Consider the following 18544-nt stretch of genomic DNA (forward strand, 5'->3'; position numbering starts at 1 on the left):
TCTGGCCGGGCAACCGCGAAGACGGACACTGCAGAGAAGCCGTCCGCCTCCGCGCCTGGACGCTACCCGTTGGCCAACTTTCGGTAAAGGTTTCCTTGACCGGCGTCGGTGAAATAGGGCGAACGGAGGTTATGGAAAATATCTCCGTTGCTGGTGTCGCCGTGCACCAGGCCAACGCCGGTGCCGTCCGGCTTGTCCTGGTAGTCGACAAGCCACGGGCCGCCGGACGAACCTCCGCCGAGGGCGCACCCGATCGTCACTTGGTTAGGGAAGAAAACGCTTGCCTTGGCGGTTTTCCCCTGGCAGTTGTACTGCTCTCGCCCGCCGTCCTTGTCGGCCGGGTAGCCGATGATCGTCACATCGCGTTCGTAGGGGCCGCCGACCTGCAGCCCGTTCGCGAAATTCCCGACTGCGTCGACGAGGGTGCGTCCTTCGGAATTTTTCCCTACGACGGCGATGGCGGTGTCGTATCCCCAGGAGTTTCCGTCGGACCATCCTTTGAGGGTGCCGAGATTGTAGGAGACAAACCGGCCGTACGGGCTGTCTCCGTTGTGGTAACCCGGCACAAAGGTGAACTTTTCCATCCACTTCTTGTCTTCGTACGCACAGTGTCCGGCGGTGACCACCATGTTCTTGGCCGGACTGTTGACGATGCTCCCGGAGCAGACGTAGTCCTTTCCGTCTCCGGGGTTGTGGAAGAAAACTTTTCCTGCTGTGCGCGTGATATAGATGTTCCGAATTTCGGAACTATGTTCGTTGGGTGACAGAGGTGCCGCGACGTCGAGCGACGGTTCAATCGCTGGAGCTGGATCGACGGGTGTCCGCTGGTGTTCGTTCTGGTCGGCCGGTGCGGCGTGTCTCATTCTGTCAGGAGTCCAGTAGGATCTGGTCTCCTGTTCGTGCTCGGCTAGCGGTCCTCCGGCAGGGTTGGAGATTATTGCCTGAGTATACCGACCGGATACATCTTGAGTGCCCGCGTGTGCTGGCGTTGAAAATCCGCTCAATAGTAATGATGATATTCCGGCAGTTATTATTGCTTGCGAGATTTTCTGCATCATTCCTCCCCAAATGAAAGCATTCGCGCGATTTCACGCTAGCACTCAAGTCTGAGCCTCGGCGTGATCCATCGGGGTGACGCTGGATCGTCGGGGATTTCTGCGGGCGAAGATCGGTTTCACGCGAAGGAGTCGTAGGCGGCTCTGTCGGCGAGGCGGAGTGCCCGGCTCATGACGGGGAGGAATGAACCCCGGCCCTCAGGCGTCCGGTGCGCACCCCGCGTGTTGTCACTCTGGGCGCATTTTCTTCATCTCAGCGACACTCTCCGCAACCGGCACGGCGATTTGTCGGCACTGAGCCAACGAGCCCTTCCGGCTGTAGTACGGCCTCGGGGGCCATCAACGGTGGCGGCCGCAGGCGCGGCGTACCGGCCGCGGGTGTGCGGCCGATGAACATCCGTTCCTTCTGGATCGGTTACGCAACCCGGTGAGACCCACCTCATGAACTCACTCAGATGGGTGAGCTGCAACGGGGCTGACTCCTGGTCTCGGCCGCTCCGGTGGACCAGTCGAGTCACCTGGTCGTGTCTGGTTTCGAAACCGTGAACAACAGTAGGTAATCTTCCGTAACGGGTGCGGGGAGCCGCCTCCAACCCACGGTTTGCCGGAGGGCTTCGTTGATCAAGCTCATGTTCGCCGACGACGAGGAACTAGTTCGGTCGGGGCTGCGCGCCATGATGTCCGGGGCGTCGGACATCGAGATCGTGGGCGAGGCAAGCGACGGCAGATCGGCGGTCGAGGTCGCCCGTCGCTATCACCCTGACGTCGCGCTGCTCGACATCAAGATGCGCGCCCCTGACGACGGCATTCGCGCGCTTCGGGCCATTCTCGCGCTGCCCGATCCGCCGACCGTCGCCATGCTCACCACCTTCGACATCGACGAGTACGTCAGCCTCGCGCTGCGGCTCGGTGCCAACGGCTTCCTGCTGAAGGACATCGACCCGGCGGCGCTGCTGCGCGCGGTGCGCGACCTGGCCAAGGGCGGGGCTGTCCTCGACCCGGGCGTGGCCGTGCGCATGGTGCAGAGCCACCGCGACGAGCAGCGGGCCGCGCAGCCGGCGCGCAAGCTGCTGGCCTCGCTGTCCGAGCGCGAACGAGAGGTCGTCGCGTTGATCGGGCAGGGGTTGTCGAACGCCGAGATCGGCGGGCGGCTGCATCTGTCCGAGGCGACGGTGAAGGGATACGTCTCGGCCGTCCTGTCGAAGATCGGCGCGGCCAACCGGGTGCAGGCCGCGCTCCTGGCCTACCGCGGCGGGCTCCTCGACCAGTAGAACCAGCACATGCTGCTGACCGCGCTCGAGTTCCTCGGGCTGGTGGCGTTCGCGGCGTCCGGGGCGCTGGCCGCGGTCCGGGCGCGGCTGGACGTGTTCGGGGTCGTCGTGGTCGGGCTGACCACGGCGCTCGGCGGCGGCATCATCCGCGACGTGCTGCTCGGCATCCATCCGCCGACGTCCCTGCGCAACTGGCCGTACCTGGCCGTCTGCGCGGCGACGGCGCTGATCGTGTTCGCCTTCCATCCGCAGGTCGCCCGGCTGCGGCACGCGGTGCTGCTGGCGGACGCGGTCGGGCTCGGCGTGTTCGCCACGGCCGGGACGACGCTGGCGCTCAACGCGGGCGCCACCGGGTACGCCGCCTGCCTGATCGGCATGACCAGCGGCATCGGCGGCGGCGCGGTCCGCGACCTGCTGCTGCGGGAGATTCCCCTCGTGCTGCGCAAGGAGATCTACGCGATGGCCGCGCTGACCGGCGCGGTCTGCGTCTGGGCGGGGCACGCGCTCGACCTCCCGGCCGGCGCGGTCACGACCTTCTCCGCGGTGGTCGTGGTCGCGATCCGGGTGCTCACGCTCTGGCGACACTGGAACGCTCCGGTCGCGCGGCCGCCGGAGGAGCGTTCGCTGTGAGGTCAGCTGCAGAGATGGATGTGCTTCCCGCCGACGCAGGTGCGTACGTGCGGGTGCGGAATGTGCGGCACATGCACGCTGCCGCCTGAGTCGTCGGGCAGAGGTGCGCCGGTGACGCCTGACCCGGTTCCGGTGTCGACGGGATCGCCAGAGGAGGGCGAGTACGTCGGCGCAGAGGTGGGCGTGGCCGAGGTAGCCGGCAGGTCGGACGACGGAGTTGGGCTGTAAGCAGGTGTCGAAGCCGTGGTGAGCGGGACCGTCACGGAGGCGGGTGCGGAAGGTCCGGCGTCCTTGCTGCCGCACGCGTTGCCGATCATCCCGATGACGCCGAGTACACAGATCCCGGCCAGCCAGCCGGGGCCGAGGCGTTTCCGATGGGCCATCAGCGCTCCTCGTTCTCAAGGTCAGCTGATGGTCGCGGCCGCCGCCCCACCTGTTACGCGCCGCACTCCGAAGAAATGCTCTTTGTGTGTTCTGCGTGTGTTCTTAGGCGGGTCTCAGCACTCTGCGTAAGACTGGCGGCATGCGCATCCTCGTAGTGGACGACGACCGTGCCGTCCGTGAATCGCTCAGGCGGTCTTTGGAGTTCAACGGCTACACCGTGGAGCTCGCGAGCGATGGTGCGCAGGCCTTGGAGACGATCCTCGCCAACCGGCCGGACGCGATGGTCCTCGACGTCATGATGCCGCGGCTCGACGGGCTCGAAGTGGCCCGCCGGCTCCGGAGCACCGGCGACGACCTGCCGATTCTCGTCCTGACCGCGCGCGACACCGTCTCCGACCGGGTCTCCGGCCTCGATGCTGGCGCCGACGACTACCTGCCCAAGCCGTTCGCCTTGGAGGAACTGCTCGCCCGGTTGCGCGCCCTGCTGCGCCGCGCCGCGCCGGACGGGCAGCAGGGCGAGACGTCGGAGGTGCTGTCGTTCGCCGACCTCACGCTGGACCCGGGCACTCGCGAGGTCCGCCGCGGCGGTCGCGAGATCAGTCTCACCCGCACCGAGTTCGCGCTGCTCGAGCTGTTCCTCTCGTACCCCAAGCACGTGCTGACCCGCGGAAGGATCCTGGAGGAAGTATGGGGTTACGACTTCCCGACGTCGGGCAACGCGCTGGAGGTCTACGTCGGCTATTTGCGCCGCAAGACGGAGGCGGACAGCGAACCGAGGCTGATCCACACGGTCCGCGGAGTGGGGTACGTCCTGCGCGAGACCCCGCCGTGACCGACAACCCGGCGGGCGAGCAGGCCGCGCCGGCGGGGGAGGAGGTCCCGGATCCGCGGGGCACCCGGTGGAGCACCCGCCGGTTCTCGCTGCGCGGCCGCGTCACGCTGCTGGCCGCCGCGTGCGTGGCGGGTGCGGTGGCGCTCGTTTCCCTGTGCGCGTACCTCGTGGTGCGCAACAACCTCCTGAGCCAGCTCGACGACAACCTGCTCGCTCGCGCGCAGGCCGCGGCGAACTCGCCGCAGGTGCCGACCGACCAGCTGCGCGAGGTGCCGGGTGCGCTGCTGGCCAGCGCGGACCTGCAGATCGGTCAGCTCAACGGCCTCACCGGCGACCTGATCTATCCGCAGCCGGGCACCCGGCCGCCGGTGGGCCCGGCCGAGATGCGCGTCGCGACCGGCGTGCTGTCCCAGTCGCTGCGCACCGACGCGACCACTGGCATGCGGGTGGTCGCGGTGCCGCTCGGGCACGGGCAGGCGATCGTGCTGGCGCAGTCGATGGCACCGACGATGCGCGCGCTGAACCAGCTGTCCGTGGTGCTGTTCCTGGTCGGCGGCGCCGGAATCGTGGTGGCCGCGGGCGCGGGCACGGCGGTCGCGCGCGCTGGCTTGCGCCCGGTCGACCGGCTGACGTCGGCCGCGGAACGGGTGGCCGCGACCGGCGACCTGCGTCCGATCCCGGTGAGCGGCGACGACGAACTCGCCCGGCTCACGCACAGTTTCAACATCATGCTCGGCACGGTCGCGGACTCGCAGGGACGGCAACGGCAACTCGTCGCCGACGCCGGGCACGAGTTGCGCACCCCGCTCACCTCCATGCGCACCAACCTGGAACTGCTGCTGTCGGCGAGCCGTCCGGGCGCGCCGTCGCTGCCGGACGAGGACCGCGCCGACATCGAGGCCGACATCCGCGGCCAACTCGACGAGCTCACCCAGCTCATCGGCGACCTCGTGGAGCTGGCGCGCCAGGACGAACCGCGCGAGCAGGCCGAACGCGTCGACCTGATGGACGTGGTCGAGCGCGCGCTCGACCGGGCGCGCCGTCGGGCGGGCGAGATCGAGTTCGAGGTCTCGCTGCAGCCGTGGGTGCTCACCGGCGACAACAGCTCGCTCGAACGGGCGGTGCTGAACCTGCTGGACAACGCGGTGAAATTCTCGCCGCAGGGTACGCGGGTGCGGGTCACGCTGCGTCCGCTCGGCGACGGCACTGCGGTGGTCGAGGTCGCGGACTCCGGTCCCGGCATCGCCGAGGAGGACTTGCCCAAGGTGTTCGACCGTTTTTACCGCTCGTCGGAGGCTCGCACTCTGCCCGGATCCGGCCTCGGGCTGGCGATCGTGCAGCACGCGGCCGAACGCCACGGCGGCACGGTTTACGCCAACCGGGCGCCGGAGGGCGGGGCTCTGCTCACCATCCGGCTACCAGGGGCGCCGGTCGCCTGAATAAGCCGCCACGCTTGGCGGTCGCCCGGCAGGGGGACGCTCGATCTGCATGTCGCGCACACCTGATGTTGAATCGTGTAGGATTTTGTGTAGTTGATGGTGTGCTTGGGGAGTGGCGGTGCTCGCGCGGCAGCGACAGGCGGTGATCCTCGAGGAAGCACGCCGGACCGGTGCGGTCCGGGTCAGTGACCTCGTCGCGAGGCTCGGCGTTTCCGACATGACGGTCCGCCGCGACCTCGACGTGCTCGCGGGCCGCGGCCTGGTCGAGAAGGTCTACGGCGGTGCGACGTCGCTGGTCGGCAAGAGCACCGACGAACCCGGGTTCGAGGCGAAGTCGGTGCGTCAGCGCGCGCAGAAGGAAGCCATCGCCGAACTGGCCGCCACCCTCGTCAAGCCGGGCACCGCGATCGGCCTGTCCGCGGGAACCACCACCTGGACGCTCGCGCACGCGCTCGACGGCGTCGAGGGCCTCACCATCGTCACCAACTCGATCCAGGTCGCCGACGTTCTGCGCAGCGCCGCTCAGCCGGACCGCACGGTGGTCCTCACCGGCGGTGTGCGCACTCCGTCGGACGCGCTGGTCGGCCCGGTCGCCGTGCAGAGCCTGCGGACGCTGCACCTCGACCTGGTGTTCCTCGGCGTGCACGGGATGGCGGTGGGGCCAGGGTTCACCACCCCGAACCTCACCGAAAGCGAGACCGACCGCGCGCTGGTGGAGGCCGGACGGCGGCTGGTGGTGCTCGCCGACCACACGAAGTGGGGCACCGTCGGCATTTCGACGATCGCGGACCTGGAGGAAGCACAGGTCGTGGTGACCGACGACGGATTGGACGACCGCGCGCGGGAAGACCTCGCGGAGCGGGTCGGAGAACTCATGATCGCCGAAACGGCGGAGAACCTCGAGGCAGAAGAAGCGTGAAACGCACTGTGGCGCACCTGGCCGACGGCCGGGAGATCATCTATTTCGACCACACCGACGCCCACGAGCGGCTCGCCGCCGATACCCGGGACCTCCCGCCGGTCGCGGCGGCCTCGGAGATCCGCCGCGACCCGCTGACCGGCGAGTGGGTCGCGATGGCGGCGCACCGGCAGACGCGCACGTACAAGCCGCCTGCCGATCTTTGCCCGCTCTGCCCGACCCGGCCGGGCAAACCGAGCGAGATCCCCGAAGCCGACTACGACGTGGTCGTGTTCGAGAACCGGTTCCCGTCGTTCTCGCAACAGGCGACCGGCGATCCGTCCACTGTGGACGGATTGGGGCTGGTGCCGACCGCGCCGGGCCTCGGCCGCTGCGAAGTCGTGTGCTTCACCAGCGACCACGACGGCGCGTTCTCCCGGCTGACTCCGGAACAGGTGCGCCTCGTGGTGGACGCCTGGGCCGACCGCACCGCCGCGCTCGCGCAGACGCCTGGTGTGGAACAGGTCTTCCCGTTCGAGAACCGCGGCGAGGAAATCGGCGTCACGCTCTCGCATCCGCACGGCCAGATCTACGGCTATCCGTTCGTCACGCCGAAGACCGAGCGAATGCTGGCGGTCGCGCGGGAACACGGCGGGCCGGTGCTCGGCGAGGTGCTGGCCGCGGAACAGAAATCCGGCGAACGCGTGATCGCCGCGGGCGGGCACTGGACGGCTTTCGTGCCGCCCGCCGCGCGCTGGCCGGTGCACATCCAGATCGTGCCGCACCGGCAGGTGCCGGACCTCCCGTCGCTCACCGACGCCGAGCGCGACGACTTTTCCCGCGTGTACCTCGACGTGCTGCGCCGCTGCGACGCGCTGTACGACCGGCCGCTGCCCTACATCGCGGGCTGGCATCAGGCGCCGGTGCGGCGGGACCGGGAACTGTCGTGGCTGCATTTGGAGCTGTTCTCCGTGCTGCGGGCCAAGGACAAGCTGAAGTACCTGGCCGGATCCGAGTCGGGCATGGCGGTCTGGATCAACGACGCCACGCCGGAACAGATCGCGGAACGGCTTCGCGCGGCAGGCTGACCGGAACTCGCGGCATACTCATCTACGAAACACAGGTTCGACTCAGGAACCTCTCAGGCCCAGCCGCTTAGGTGAGGATATGACCGAGAACGACCCCCACGCGCCCGACTCCGCGGCGGGTCGCCAGGACCCGGGTGCCCAGCCGGGCGCCGAAGGCCAGGCGACTTGGCAGCAGCCCCCGGCTCAGCCAGCGAGCCACTCCCCGTCAGCCGATCCGGCGAGCGGCGACGCGGGTCAGCAGGCCCCGGGAGCGACCGGTACGCCCGGCACGACTGCCGCGTACGGTTCGGCCGCTGAGGGCTCGGCGGGGACGTCCGGCTCCGGCACGGCGAGCGGCGACGCTTCCGGCGCGTACGGAGCGCCCGCGGGGCAGTACGGTGCCGCCCCGGCTGGCGGCACGGCGTACGGGACCGGTGCCGCTCCGGCCGGCGGCATGCCGAACCCGTGGTCGGCCCAAGGCGCAGCGGGCGCACCCCAGAGCGGGCAGTTCCCCGGCGCGCAGCAGCAGCCCGCGGCGGGTCAGCCGTACGGCAGCCAGTACCCCGGCGGGACGCAGACTCCGCCCGCCGGATCCCCGGCCAACCCTTACGGCGCACCGGGAACCGCGGTGTACGGCGTTCCCGCGCAGCGCGAGAAGAAGGGTTCGGCGGGCAAGCTCCTCGCGAGCGTCGCCGCGATCTCGCTCGTGATCGGCGGCGTGGCTGGCGGGACCGTCGGCTACCTCACCGGCGGATCCGGTTCGTCGGTGAGCGCGCTCGACGCGCCGAAACCCGCGCAGCAGACCGGCAACGTGCCCGCCGGCTCGGTCGAATCGGTGGCGCAGAAGCTGTCGCCGAGCGTGGTCGAACTGCAGGTGTCCGGCCGCACCGCGGCGGGCGAGGGCTCCGGCTTCGTGCTCAGCAGCGACGGCTACATCCTCACCAACAACCACGTCGTCCAGGTCGCCGCGAACGGCGGCCAGATCCAGGCCGTGTTCCAGGACGGCAAGAAGGCCGCGGCGAAGGTCGTCGGCCGGGACCCGACCACGGACATCGCCGTGGTCAAGGTGTCCGGCGTCGGCAACCTCACGCCGGTCGAGCTCGGCCGGTCCGACGACCTGCGGGTCGGGCAGCAGGTGGTGGCCATCGGCTCGCCGTACGAGCTGACCGGCACGGTCACCTCGGGCATCGTCAGCTCGCTGCACCGTCCCGTGCAGGCGGGCGGCGACGAGACCGACCAGACCACGGTGATGGACGCGATCCAGACCGACGCCGCGATCAACCCCGGCAACTCGGGCGGCCCGCTGTCGAACATGAGCGGCCAGGTCATCGGCATCAACTCGGCCATCTACAGCCCGAACTCGGGCCGCGGCCAGGGCAGCGGCGGCGAGGGCGGCAACGTCGGCATCGGCTTCGCCATCCCGATCGACCAGGCCCGCCGCACCGCGCAGGACATCATCAAGACCGGGCACGCGACCCAGACGTTCATCGGCGCGAAGGTGACTGACGCGCCCCAGGGCGGCGCCCAGCTCGGCGACATCACGCCGGGCAGCCCGGCCGAGAAGGCGGGCCTGAAGTCCGGCGACGTGGTGACCAAGATCGACGACCGGGTCATCGACAGCGCCAACACCCTCGTGGCCGCGATCCGCACGCGCGCCCCGAACGACCAGACGACCTTCACCCTCGCCGGCGGACGCACGGTGCAGGTCACTCTCGGCGGGCAGGCGGTACCGGCCAACTAAGATCGCTCGGCCGCCGTGGCGCGGCCGAGACCAGCCACGGCTCGACCCCCGATCCGCGCTTGGGGCCGAACCTTTGCAGGCCACGCGCGACCGGAGCATCCGTGCCGGTCGCGCGTGGCCGTTTTACTGACCAGCGCCCGAAAACCGGCTCCCGCACGAAAACACGAAGAGGCTCTCCGTGCCGCCTCCGACTCGGCACGGAGAGCCTCTCCGCGTGCGGTGAGGTGCCCACGCGCCTGACGTCCCAAACGCCGAATCTGCGGGAAAATTCCGGTACCGGAAGAAAACCCAGGTCAACTATGGTCGCGGGCCCGAATTTTCCGTGCCGTGCGATACCGGACCCGGACAATCCGGACGATCGCCGCCACCAGGACCGCGCCCCACACCACCGCGAGCGTCGCCACCAGCCCCAGCCACGTGTTGCCGTCGTGCAGCCCAGGTTTCGGCGGCACGCCATAAGCACGCCACAGCAGCGGGAACGCCACGAACCCCAGCACCGCCGTCAGCGCCGCGCCGACTTGCACCGGCCCCCGCCACGGCTTCGGCAGGTTTCGCGCCAGCAGCAAGCCAACCAGCCCCGCTATCGGAGCGAACACCGCGTCGTTGACGATCGGACCACCGCCGATCCACAGCAACGTCGTGAAGCTGTCCGGCCACGCCGGTGCCGCGTAGTCGAGGAACAACACGATCCCGTACGCCAGCGCCGCTAACCCGGGCAGCGCCAGCACAATCCGCGCGGTCTTCACTGCACCTCCAGCTTCGCGACCCACTTCGTCTGCAGCACGCCCGGCCGGCTGGGGGCGATCACCCGGCACGGATAGCCGTGGTCGAGGTTCAGCACCTCGCCGTTGAGTTCCAGCGCCAGAACCGTGAGCGGGTCGGCCGTGTGCTCGCCAGGCAGGACGCTGACGCCGTACAGGCCGGTCTTCTCCAACGACGACACCCGCACGTCGACCCCCGGCGCACTGCCGCTCGCGCGCAGCAGGTCCGGGAACGAGATGCCGCGCCACGTCGCCATCTGGCTCCATCCCTCGACGCACGCGATCGGCAGGTCCACAGTGGTCTGCGGCAACGCCCGCAACTCGGCCAGCGTGAACTGCCGCGTTCCCGCCGGAGTCACCACGGACAGCCGCCACCCGGGATCCTGCGCGCTTCGCGTTACCTGCGCCGCCACGGCCGTACGGTTGACCGGCAACTTCTGCGAGCCCTTGTCCGATCGCCACGACAACCCGGAGATGTTCCGCAGCGCGGGAACCGTCGCTCCCGCAGTGGCCACCACGGCGACTCCCGTCGCGATCCCAGTGGTGGTCAGGAATCCTCGCCGCGACAACCCCGGGCCAGGGGGCTCGACCGGCGCACGCTCCCGGGTAAGCGCCCGCCGGATCACCGGGAGCTTCACCGCGACGTGCACGAGGATCGACCCGATCGCCACCCACGCCACCGCGTAGTGCACCTGCGGAAAGTAGAAGTTCCACGGGTAGTTCTGCGCGACGTTCAGCAATCCCGAACTCAACTCGAAGAACGCCGCCCCGGAGAGAACAAGGATCGACAACCGCTCCACCGCGTGCGGCACCGAACGCACCAGCGGCCGTTCGAACAGCTTCGGGTAGACACTCCACAGTTTGGCCAGCAGCAACGGAATCGCCGCGATCCCGGACAGCACGTGCGCGCCCTGCGTCACCCGGTACAACCAAACCGGCCGGCTGGGCCAGAAGAACCACTCCGGCGGATGCTGGATCAAATGGCTCAACAAGCCGGTGACGAAGCAGATCAGGAACGCGAGCCCGAGCAGGCTGCCGACTCGGGCCGTTACGCGCTCGCCGTGCGCGCCGCCCTTGAACTGCTCCGCCTTCGGGACCCGGCGATCGACGGCGCGAGCTTGTTCGCCGATCTTGGCTTGCGCCGCGGTGACCCGAGTGTCGAGCCCGCGCCACGCGGCCGCCAGCCGTCCGCGCTTCATGCGCGTGCCAGCTTCGCGAACCAGCGGTGCCCGCGACTGGTCGTCCACACAACCCGGAACCCAGTCCGTACCGCGATTTCCGCGATGGCGTCGACGCCGACCCACGCCCACGTGAACCACCTACCGGCAGCGGGATCCGGCCGCAGCCGGACGTGATCCCGGCGCACGCCGTGGCCGGGTTCCTCCAACTCCACCAGCACGTCGCCGTCGGGCGTGAGCAACTCCCGTACTCGCCGCAGCAGCGCATCGGGATCGCCACCGATCCCGATGTTGCCGTCGGCCAGCAACACGTGATTCCATCGTCCCTCGCCGGGCAAGCGCGTGAAAACGTTGCGCTGCAACGCACTTGCCCCGCGCCGTCGCGTCAGCCGCACGGCGACCGGCGAACTGTCCACGCCGAGGGTCACCACACCTCGGCGCGTCAACGCGGCAGTGAGCCGGCCAGGCCCGCAACCGACGTCGAGCGTCGGCCCCTCGCACGCGTCGAGCAGCACGGCGTCGCCCGCGTCGCAACCGTCCGCCCAACGACCGACCGGAAGCTCGATGCGGTCACCGTTCGCAAGCTCCAGCCAGCAGTGATGGCCAAGAAGCCCGCGGTCGAATTCCCGGCCAGTCGCGAGTTTCACGCCACCACCCCCACCGCGTCCACTGCGGTGGCGAATCTGCCGTCGGGCCGAATCGCGGCAACCCGCAGCGCGTCCTCCATGGTGTCCACATCGGACAAGATCGGCAGCTCGCCGACGTGCAGACCAACGCCCGTCAGCGCCGCTCGGGTGCGAAACCCGGTATCCGGACGCGACATCGGAACTCCGGCGAGCACTTGCGCCTGCCGCGGGTCAGCAAGTCCCAGCCCCCACCAGCCGCCGTCTTCAGCGTCGCCCAGCACCGCGCGGCTGGTTCCGGCGACGACCGGCTCGATTGCCGACGCGAACAACGCGGGCGAGACCTGCGGCGTGTCCATGCCAATCTGCAGCACGGGCAAACCGGCATGCACCGCAGCGGTGTCGGAGTGCGCGTTGGCCAGCCGGGTGCCGAAATCCCAGCCCCGCTGCGCGATCACCGTCATCTTCCGCAACGCACGACCGATCTCGGTACCCCGCGCTGCCGCCGCGAGCTCGCCCGTCATCGCCACCACGGTGATCGCATCGTCAGTGGCGAACGCGGCGTCCAACGTGTCCAGCAGCGCGGACGCGGCGATCTCCGCGGCCTGTTCTGCCGTCGCGGGCGGACACAACCGAGTCTTCGCGAACCCCGGCACCGGAGCTTTCGCAACCACAAGCAGGCAAAACGTCATCGGACCAACACCCGCCCGAAGTCACGCACTGCCCGCAGCGTGCCGCGCACCGAACCGGACACCTTCGATTTCGTGCCCCGCGCCCGTTCCCGGTAGGTGACGTCGAACTCCTGGACCGCCCAGCCCGCTCGCTGAGCCTTCACCAGCAGTTCAAGCGGATAGCCGAAAGCCCGGTCGGCGACTGCGAGAGCCAGCAGCTCCCGGCGGCGCACGGCCCGCAGCGGCGCGATGTCCCGCACCGGCAGCCCCCGGGACCGCAAGAGCAGGGAGAGGACGGCATTCCCGGCTCTGGCATGCCAAGGCCACGCCGCCCGGGAAACCGGCACCCGCCGTCCGACCGCGAGATCAGCACCCTCCACCACCGCGGCAACGAGTCGCGGCAACTCGGCCAGATCGAGCGACCCGTCAGCATCCGCGAAACAGACGATGTCAGCGGTCGAGTTCTCCAACCCGGTCTGGACGGCGGCACCGTAACCGCGTCGCGGCTCGTCGACGACTTTCGCGCCGTGTGCGGCCGCGACGCCCGGGGAACCGTCGCGCGACCCGTTGTCCACGACGATCGCGCGATACCCCGGCGGGAGGCCCGCAAGCACGCCGGGCAGTGCGGCCGCCTCGTCGAGGCAGGGGAGGACGACGTCCACTCCGAATTCGTTCACGAGGCGTACGGTAAGTCTGGAAAGGACAGTGCAGAACCCTTGCTGTGCTTACCAAATCCTGACGTTCGGCAAGATCTTACCGAGTTCTCACGGATCCGATGGAAATCCGCCGAACGGCCGTCCGCGGGGCTATCGTGACCGGCGATGAGCGAGTCGACGAAGGCTGCCCGGCTCGCCGAGCCGCCGCCCCCGGTTCCCGTCCGTCCCCGGTTCCGCGCTGATCTCGTGACGGTCGGCGTCACCCTCGTGGTGATCGCCGCCGCGACCGCGGTCGGCGTGTACTACAACCGGCCAGGTTCGGGCGTGGTGATCTACGCGTTCGCGCCGCCGCTGTTCGCGCATTGGATGCCGCACGTCGGCCCCGGCTCGGTGTTCGCCGTCCTGATCGCCGCCGGCGTCGTGCTGTACGGCCCGGCCTTGGCCGCCCGGCTGCGATGGCGACGCGCCCTGGTCGCCGGCTACCTGACGTCCCTCGCCTGGATCCTCTCGCTCGCCATGGTGGACGGCTGGACCCGCGGCTTCACCGGCCGGCTCACCACTCCGCAGGAGTACCTGCACGAAGTCCCGGGCATCACGGACATCCCGCGATTCCTCCGCGAATTCTCCTCGCGCATCCTCGATTTCCAGCCGAACTCGTGGACCACCCACGTGTCCGGCCACCCGCCAGGCGCGACGCTCGTCTTCGTCTGGCTCGACCGGCTCGGCCTCCACAGCGGTGCGTGGGCGTCGACCGCGGTGGTGCTGGTGGCCGCGCTGATCGCGGTCGCAGTGCCAGCGACGATCGCCCTGCTCGGCCGTCCCGACGCAGCCCGCGCGGCGCTGCCTTTCGCCGTGCTCAGCCCAGGCGCGATCTGGCTGGGCGTGTCCGCGGACGGTCTCTTCGCCGGCGTCACCGCCACCGGCATCGCACTGCTCGCCCTCGCGTCGGTGGGCTTCCGCGAACGCCGTGGTTACGCCTGGCCCACCGCGTTGGCCGCCGGGATTCTCGTCGGATTCGGCATCTTCCTCTCCTACGGCCTCGTCCTGCTCGGCTTGGTCGCGCTGGCCGTTGCCGTGCTCGGCAGGCAATGGCGTGCTGCGGCAGGCGCTGTCGTCGGCGCGTTGGCCGTGGTCGCTGTGTTCGCGCTCGCCGGATTCTGGTGGTTCGACGGCTACCACCTCGTAGTCGAGCGCTACTACCAGGGCGTCGCGGTGGTGCGGCCCTATTCCTACTGGGTGTGGGCGGATCTGGCCGCGGTGGCGGTCGCGTGCGGGCCAGCGGTGGTCGCGGCGGCCCGCCGCGGGGTGGCTTCGGCGGTCTTCCTGCCATCTCGCCGGACGCTCCTGCGCGATCCGGTGCTGCTGATCGTGGTCGCCGCTGTGCTCACGATCGTGTTCGCCGATTCGTCCGGCCTGTCGAAGGCTGAGGTAGAACGGATCTGGCTACCGTTCGGCGCGTGGCTGATCCCGGCCACGGCGCTGCTTCCGGCGGGCCACCGCCGCTGGTGGCTGGCCGGACAGGCGGTGGTCGCGCTCGCGGTCAACCACCTGCTGCTGACGAACTGGTGAGGTGAGGCATGGAAGACCAAGCGGGTCGCGTGCTCGTGGTCGACGACGACGAGACGGTGCGCGACGTCGTCCGCCGCTACCTCGAAACCGCCGGTTTCACCGTCGACCTGGCCGGCGACGGCACGGCGGCGCTCGCCCAGTTCGCCGAGCGCGTGCCGGACCTGGTGGTGCTCGACGTGATGATGCCCGGCCTCAACGGCCTGGAGGTGTGCCGTCGGCTGCGGCAGACGAGCCAGGTGCCGATCGTCATGCTCACCGCGCTGGGCGAGGAGGAAAACCGCATCGCCGGATTGCAGCTGGGGGCCGACGATTACGTCACCAAACCGTTCAGCCCCAAGGAACTCACGCTGCGCGTCGCGTCCGTGCTGCGCCGGGCCCGGATGCCCCGGCCCGAGCCGCCCACGGCGGAGCTGGCGGACGGAAACCTCCGGCTCCAGATGACCGCTCGCCAGGCAACGCTGGACGGTGCGGTGCTGCCGCTGACCACGCGCGAGTTCGACCTCCTCGCGTTCTTCCTCTCCCACCCCGGTATCGCGTTCAGCCGGGCTGACCTGCTGGAGAAGGTGTGGGGCTGGGACTTCGGCGACCAGTCGACGGTGACCGTCCACGTGCGACGGCTGCGCGAGAAAATCGAACGTGACCCGGCCAAACCGATCCGCGTCGCCACGGTGTGGGGCGTCGGCTACCGCTACGACCGGACCCAGCCATGATCGGCTCGGGCGAGTCGGCGTGGGACATGTTCGTCCACGTCCTGCACATTCTTCCGCTCGCCTTGCTGTTCGCCTTGCCCGTGGCGGCCTTGGGCGGGCTCGCGCTTTACCTGCTGCGGCACCGATCGCTGGCCACCACGATGACCACGCTCGTGCTGACTCCGATCGCCGCGATGCTGGTCGGAATCCTCGGCGTGAGCGGCTTCATGTTCACCGAGGCGCTGACCACCGAACTGCTCGTGTGCCTGCTCGTGGCACTGGTCGCGGTGCCCGCGGCGATGGTGCTGGGCCGGGTCATCGCGCGGCGCAGTGTGTGGGAACGCGAGGCTCGGGAACGCGAACGCGCGGCGGAGAAGTCGCGTCGCGAACTGGTCGCGTGGATCAGTCACGACCTTCGCAGCCCGCTGGCCGGGATCCAGGCGATGGCGGAGGCGCTGGCTGACGGTGTGGTTTCCGAACGCGCCGAGGTGGCCGACTACGCCCAGCGCATCAGCGGAGAGACCACCCGGCTGTCCGGCATGGTCGGCGACCTGTTCGAGCTGTCCCGGATCACCGCGGGAGCACTCGAACTGAGCATGTCGGCGGTGCCGCTGCGCGACGTGGTGAGCGACGCGGTCGCCGCGCAGGCACCGGTGGCGGACCGCAAACGCGTGCGGGTGCTGGAAAACGCGTCGGCGTGGCCGGTGGTGTCCGGCAGCGATCCGGAGCTGGCGCGGATCGTGCGGAACCTCGTGTCCAACGCCATCCGGCACACTCCGCCGGACGGCACGGTCGCCGTGCAGCTCGGCATCGACGGCGACCAGGCGCTGCTGGCCGTGGACGACGGCTGCGGCGGAATTCCGGACGACGAGATCAGCCGGGTCTTCGACGTCGCCTTCCGCGGCACACAAGCCCGCACCCCCGACCGCAGCGGCACCACCAGCGGCGGCGGGCTGGGGCTGGCGATCGCGAAGGGCCTGGTGGAGGCACACCGAGGACGGATCGGCGTGCAGAACCACGGCCCAGGATGCCGCTTCGAGGTGCGGTTGCCGCTGGCGGCGTCCTGAACTGTCTGCTTTGGACAGTCAGGACGCGGCGACGGCCGTGACCGGTTCCACGGTGAGATCGGCGGCGATCCGGAAGAACGGCTCGTCCGGGAAATGCGCTGCCGCGACGATCGTGCCGGTGCCGACCACCTCGCCCAGCCAGCGACGGCGGGTCAGCTCCGCCTGCCGAGGATCGACATCGGACGCGGCGCCGATTGTCGGATCGGCCATCTGCTCCGGAATCTGGAAGACGTCACCGATCAGGACGGCGCGACGGTCCTGGTCCGCGACCTCCAACACGTAGTGCCCCGGCGTGTGCCCGGGCGCATGCTGAACGGTGACGCCGGGAGCGACCGTTTCGCCGTCAAGCAACGGACGCAGTTTGCCCTGAGCGCGAAGGGCTTCCAGCGCGACGCGGCCGCGATCGTGTCGCCCCGCCGGTTCGACGAACGCCGCCCAGTCTGGCGCGCCGTACCGCACTTCGGCATTCGGGAAGTACGGCTCGCCGTTCGGCGCGACCCAGCCGATGTGGTCGGCGTGCAGATGAGTCAGCACCACGGTGTCGATGTCTTCGCGGGCGACCCCGGCTTCGGCGAGCGCCGCGGGCAAGCCGCCGGTGTGCTCGGCTTCGACGGCGCTGGCCACCGGGTGCAGTTGCTCTTTGGAGTGCTGCGGCAGATGCGGCTCGCCGGTCGGACGCGGACCGAAACCGGCGTCGACCAGCACCGTGCGGCTGCCCGTCCGGATCAAGAAGGCACCGACGACCACGGGAACAGTGCTCGGTGCCGAGCGCTTGCCCTGGAGTCCCGGGAAGAACGACGACGGCAGCTGCAGCCGTCCGTCGGTCAGTGCGTGGATTTCGATGTCCCCCACCACGATGGAACGCATGCCCAGCATCAAGATCCGGTACGGCCGATTCATTCCGGAAAGTGATCTTCACCTCATCGGGTGACGGGTGCGCGCAGCTCCGCGGTGGCGAACGCGGCGATGCCGTCCGCGAAGGACGTTTCCGCCTGGAATCCGAGCAGCTCCCGTGCTCGGGCCGGGTCGGCGACCACGTGCCGGACGTCAGCAGGCCGCGCACCGCCGACGATCCGCGGCTCCGGCCCGCCGCAGGCACGCGCCAGCTCTCGGGCCAGGTCCCCGACGCTGTGCGGCTGTCCAGAACAGATGTTCAGCGGCGTGAGGTCTGCCTCCGGACCGTCGTTCCGGAGCGCGAGGACGTTCGCGCGGGCTACGTCGTCCACGTGCACGAAATCCCGCTGTTGCCGCCCGTCCTCCAGCACGGTCGGCGCTTCTCCGCGCTCCAGCGACGAGCGGAACAGCGACGCCACCCCGGCGTACGGCGTGTTCTGGGGCATCCGCGGGCCGTAGACGTTGTGGTAGCGCAACGCCCAGACCGTGCCGCCGGTCTGCCGCGCCCAGGCGCCCGCGAGATGCTCTTGCGCCAGTTTTGTTGCCGCGTAGGTGCTTCGAGGCAGCAGCGGCGCGTTTTCGGGCACGAGTTGCCAGCCCAACTCGGCATCGCACTGCGGGCAGGTGGGTTCGAATCGTCCGGCGTCCACATCGGACTGCCGGCGAGGCGACGGCGGCACGACACCGTGTTCCGCGCACGCGTAACGGCCCTCGCCGTAGACCACCATCGACGAGGCGAGCACGAGCTTGCGCACCTTCGCAGCGTGCATCGCGGCCAGCAGCACGGCGGTGCCGTAGTCGTTGTTCAGCGCGTACGAGGGCGCGTCGGAGGGATCCACTCCGTGCCCGACCACCGCGGCCTGGTGGCAGACCGCGTCGACGCCGTCGAGCAGCTCGGCGACGATCTCGGTGTCGGTGACGTCACCCCGCAGGAAGCGGTGCCGTCGGGTGTATTCGGGCGGTGTGGCGGAGCCGTGCGCGGTGGACAGCAGGTTGTCCAGCACAACGACCTCGTCCCCGTCGTCGGCCAGCTGGTCGGCGATCCGGGACCCGATGAACCCGGCGCCGCCGGTGAGGAGCACTCGCACCTGGCCGACGTTAGGCCGCCCGCCCCGGGGC

Annotated in this window: 19 protein-coding genes; 10 read left to right on the forward strand and 9 right to left on the reverse strand. The window is 69.6% G+C overall.

Annotated features, from left to right (window positions below; translation table 11 throughout):
* Positions 1-62 precede the first annotated feature (62 nt).
* Complete coding sequence (locus ACFXI3_RS18495) at positions 63-863, reverse strand: trypsin-like serine peptidase (protein WP_378400686.1); 801 nt, start codon at positions 861-863, stop codon at positions 63-65.
* Between the two features lie 809 nt (positions 864-1672).
* On the opposite strand from ACFXI3_RS18495, the gene ACFXI3_RS18500 reads away from it, so the two are divergent.
* Both ACFXI3_RS18500 and ACFXI3_RS18505 read left to right on the forward strand, forming a co-directional pair.
* Positions 1673-2326, forward strand: coding sequence for a response regulator transcription factor (locus ACFXI3_RS18500; protein ID WP_009083595.1), 654 nt, complete (start codon positions 1673-1675; stop codon positions 2324-2326).
* 9 nt (positions 2327-2335) lie between these two features.
* Positions 2336-2956 (forward strand): trimeric intracellular cation channel family protein, encoded by a 621-nt coding sequence (locus ACFXI3_RS18505; protein ID WP_344280854.1) that lies wholly within the window; start codon positions 2336-2338, stop codon positions 2954-2956.
* A 2-nt stretch (positions 2957-2958) separates the two neighbouring features.
* Here ACFXI3_RS18505 and ACFXI3_RS18510 read toward each other — a convergent pair whose 3' ends face one another.
* Positions 2959-3339, reverse strand: coding sequence for a hypothetical protein (locus tag ACFXI3_RS18510; protein WP_378400689.1), 381 nt, complete (start codon positions 3337-3339; stop codon positions 2959-2961).
* Between the two features lie 140 nt (positions 3340-3479).
* On the opposite strand from ACFXI3_RS18510, the gene ACFXI3_RS18515 reads away from it, so the two are divergent.
* The 5 genes from ACFXI3_RS18515 (at position 3480) to ACFXI3_RS18535 (ending at position 9317) form a co-directional block, all read left to right on the forward strand.
* Positions 3480-4172: a response regulator transcription factor gene (locus tag ACFXI3_RS18515; protein WP_344280848.1), complete on the forward strand. Its 693-nt coding sequence runs from the start codon at positions 3480-3482 to the stop codon at positions 4170-4172.
* Positions 4169-5611, forward strand: coding sequence for an ATP-binding protein (locus tag ACFXI3_RS18520; protein ID WP_378400691.1), 1443 nt, complete (start codon positions 4169-4171; stop codon positions 5609-5611). Before ACFXI3_RS18515 ends, ACFXI3_RS18520 begins: the two co-directional genes overlap by 4 nt.
* 118 nt (positions 5612-5729) lie before the next feature.
* Positions 5730-6530, forward strand: a complete 801-nt coding sequence (locus ACFXI3_RS18525) for a DeoR/GlpR family DNA-binding transcription regulator (protein ID WP_354743004.1) — start codon at positions 5730-5732, stop codon at positions 6528-6530.
* On the forward strand, positions 6527-7597 hold the full coding sequence (gene galT / locus ACFXI3_RS18530) for a galactose-1-phosphate uridylyltransferase (protein ID WP_378400693.1): 1071 nt from the start codon (positions 6527-6529) through the stop codon (positions 7595-7597). The genes ACFXI3_RS18525 and galT overlap by 4 nt, the downstream gene beginning before the upstream one ends.
* A gap of 79 nt (positions 7598-7676) precedes the next feature.
* Positions 7677-9317 carry a trypsin-like peptidase domain-containing protein gene (locus tag ACFXI3_RS18535; RefSeq protein WP_378400695.1) on the forward strand — a complete coding sequence of 547 codons (1641 nt, stop codon included), beginning with the start codon at positions 7677-7679 and terminating at the stop codon, positions 9315-9317.
* A gap of 293 nt (positions 9318-9610) precedes the next feature.
* Here the strand turns inward: ACFXI3_RS18535 and ACFXI3_RS18540 are convergent, their stop codons facing one another.
* From ACFXI3_RS18540 to ACFXI3_RS18560, 5 genes are read right to left on the reverse strand one after another with little or no spacing between them, the layout of a single operon-like run.
* A complete protein-coding gene (locus ACFXI3_RS18540; protein WP_378400696.1) occupies positions 9611-10063 on the reverse strand; it encodes a hypothetical protein in 453 nt (150 codons plus the stop codon).
* Positions 10060-11277, reverse strand: a complete 1218-nt coding sequence (locus tag ACFXI3_RS18545) for a molybdopterin-dependent oxidoreductase (protein WP_378400698.1) — start codon at positions 11275-11277, stop codon at positions 10060-10062. The genes ACFXI3_RS18540 and ACFXI3_RS18545 overlap by 4 nt, the downstream gene beginning before the upstream one ends.
* Entirely contained in the window at positions 11274-11903 is a 630-nt protein-coding gene (locus ACFXI3_RS18550; protein WP_378400700.1) for a methyltransferase domain-containing protein, read from the reverse strand. Before ACFXI3_RS18550 ends, ACFXI3_RS18545 begins: the two co-directional genes overlap by 4 nt.
* Positions 11900-12571: a DUF2064 domain-containing protein gene (locus tag ACFXI3_RS18555; protein ID WP_378400702.1), complete on the reverse strand. Its 672-nt coding sequence runs from the start codon at positions 12569-12571 to the stop codon at positions 11900-11902. Before ACFXI3_RS18555 ends, ACFXI3_RS18550 begins: the two co-directional genes overlap by 4 nt.
* Positions 12568-13212: a glycosyltransferase family 2 protein gene (locus tag ACFXI3_RS18560; RefSeq protein WP_378400806.1), complete on the reverse strand. Its 645-nt coding sequence runs from the start codon at positions 13210-13212 to the stop codon at positions 12568-12570. The genes ACFXI3_RS18555 and ACFXI3_RS18560 overlap by 4 nt, the downstream gene beginning before the upstream one ends.
* Before the next feature lie 159 nt (positions 13213-13371).
* On the opposite strand from ACFXI3_RS18560, the gene ACFXI3_RS18565 reads away from it, so the two are divergent.
* Genes ACFXI3_RS18565 through ACFXI3_RS18575 form a run of 3 tightly spaced genes read left to right on the forward strand, consistent with a single transcriptional unit; the run spans position 13372 to position 16531 of the window.
* Positions 13372-14775, forward strand: a complete 1404-nt coding sequence (locus tag ACFXI3_RS18565; protein WP_378400704.1) for a hypothetical protein — start codon at positions 13372-13374, stop codon at positions 14773-14775.
* An 8-nt stretch (positions 14776-14783) separates the two neighbouring features.
* Positions 14784-15485 carry a response regulator transcription factor gene (locus ACFXI3_RS18570; protein WP_378400706.1) on the forward strand — a complete coding sequence of 234 codons (702 nt, stop codon included), beginning with the start codon at positions 14784-14786 and terminating at the stop codon, positions 15483-15485.
* Positions 15482-16531, forward strand: a complete 1050-nt coding sequence (locus ACFXI3_RS18575; protein ID WP_344280821.1) for a HAMP domain-containing sensor histidine kinase — start codon at positions 15482-15484, stop codon at positions 16529-16531. Before ACFXI3_RS18570 ends, ACFXI3_RS18575 begins: the two co-directional genes overlap by 4 nt.
* Positions 16532-16549: 18 nt before the next feature.
* Here ACFXI3_RS18575 and ACFXI3_RS18580 read toward each other — a convergent pair whose 3' ends face one another.
* Both ACFXI3_RS18580 and ACFXI3_RS18585 read right to left on the reverse strand, forming a co-directional pair.
* Positions 16550-17398: an MBL fold metallo-hydrolase gene (locus ACFXI3_RS18580; protein ID WP_378400708.1), complete on the reverse strand. Its 849-nt coding sequence runs from the start codon at positions 17396-17398 to the stop codon at positions 16550-16552.
* A gap of 53 nt (positions 17399-17451) precedes the next feature.
* Positions 17452-18513: an NAD-dependent epimerase/dehydratase family protein gene (locus ACFXI3_RS18585; protein ID WP_378400710.1), complete on the reverse strand. Its 1062-nt coding sequence runs from the start codon at positions 18511-18513 to the stop codon at positions 17452-17454.
* Positions 18514-18544: the final 31 nt, after the last annotated feature.

The sequence above is a fragment of the Amycolatopsis sp. NPDC059235 genome (assembly GCF_042754125.1).
Taxonomy (GTDB): domain Bacteria; phylum Actinomycetota; class Actinomycetes; order Mycobacteriales; family Pseudonocardiaceae; genus Amycolatopsis; species Amycolatopsis albidoflava.

What these genes read in the sequence shown, in the direction of transcription:
- ACFXI3_RS18495 (WP_378400686.1), bottom strand. Translation starts at nt 863, where the DNA reads ATGAGACACGCCGCACCGGCCGACCAGAACGAACACCAGCGGACACCC.
- ACFXI3_RS18505 (WP_344280854.1), top strand. Translation starts at nt 2,336, where the DNA reads ATGCTGCTGACCGCGCTCGAGTTCCTCGGGCTGGTGGCGTTCGCGGCG.
- ACFXI3_RS18555 (WP_378400702.1), bottom strand. Translation starts at nt 12,571, where the DNA reads ATGACGTTTTGCCTGCTTGTGGTTGCGAAAGCTCCGGTGCCGGGGTTC.
- ACFXI3_RS18570 (WP_378400706.1), top strand. Translation starts at nt 14,784, where the DNA reads ATGGAAGACCAAGCGGGTCGCGTGCTCGTGGTCGACGACGACGAGACG.
- ACFXI3_RS18545 (WP_378400698.1), bottom strand. Translation starts at nt 11,277, where the DNA reads ATGAAGCGCGGACGGCTGGCGGCCGCGTGGCGCGGGCTCGACACTCGG.
- ACFXI3_RS18575 (WP_344280821.1), top strand. Translation starts at nt 15,482, where the DNA reads ATGATCGGCTCGGGCGAGTCGGCGTGGGACATGTTCGTCCACGTCCTG.
- ACFXI3_RS18535 (WP_378400695.1), top strand. Translation starts at nt 7,677, where the DNA reads ATGACCGAGAACGACCCCCACGCGCCCGACTCCGCGGCGGGTCGCCAG.
- ACFXI3_RS18565 (WP_378400704.1), top strand. Translation starts at nt 13,372, where the DNA reads ATGAGCGAGTCGACGAAGGCTGCCCGGCTCGCCGAGCCGCCGCCCCCG.
- ACFXI3_RS18515 (WP_344280848.1), top strand. Translation starts at nt 3,480, where the DNA reads ATGCGCATCCTCGTAGTGGACGACGACCGTGCCGTCCGTGAATCGCTC.
- ACFXI3_RS18580 (WP_378400708.1), bottom strand. Translation starts at nt 17,398, where the DNA reads ATGCGTTCCATCGTGGTGGGGGACATCGAAATCCACGCACTGACCGAC.
- ACFXI3_RS18510 (WP_378400689.1), bottom strand. Translation starts at nt 3,339, where the DNA reads ATGGCCCATCGGAAACGCCTCGGCCCCGGCTGGCTGGCCGGGATCTGT.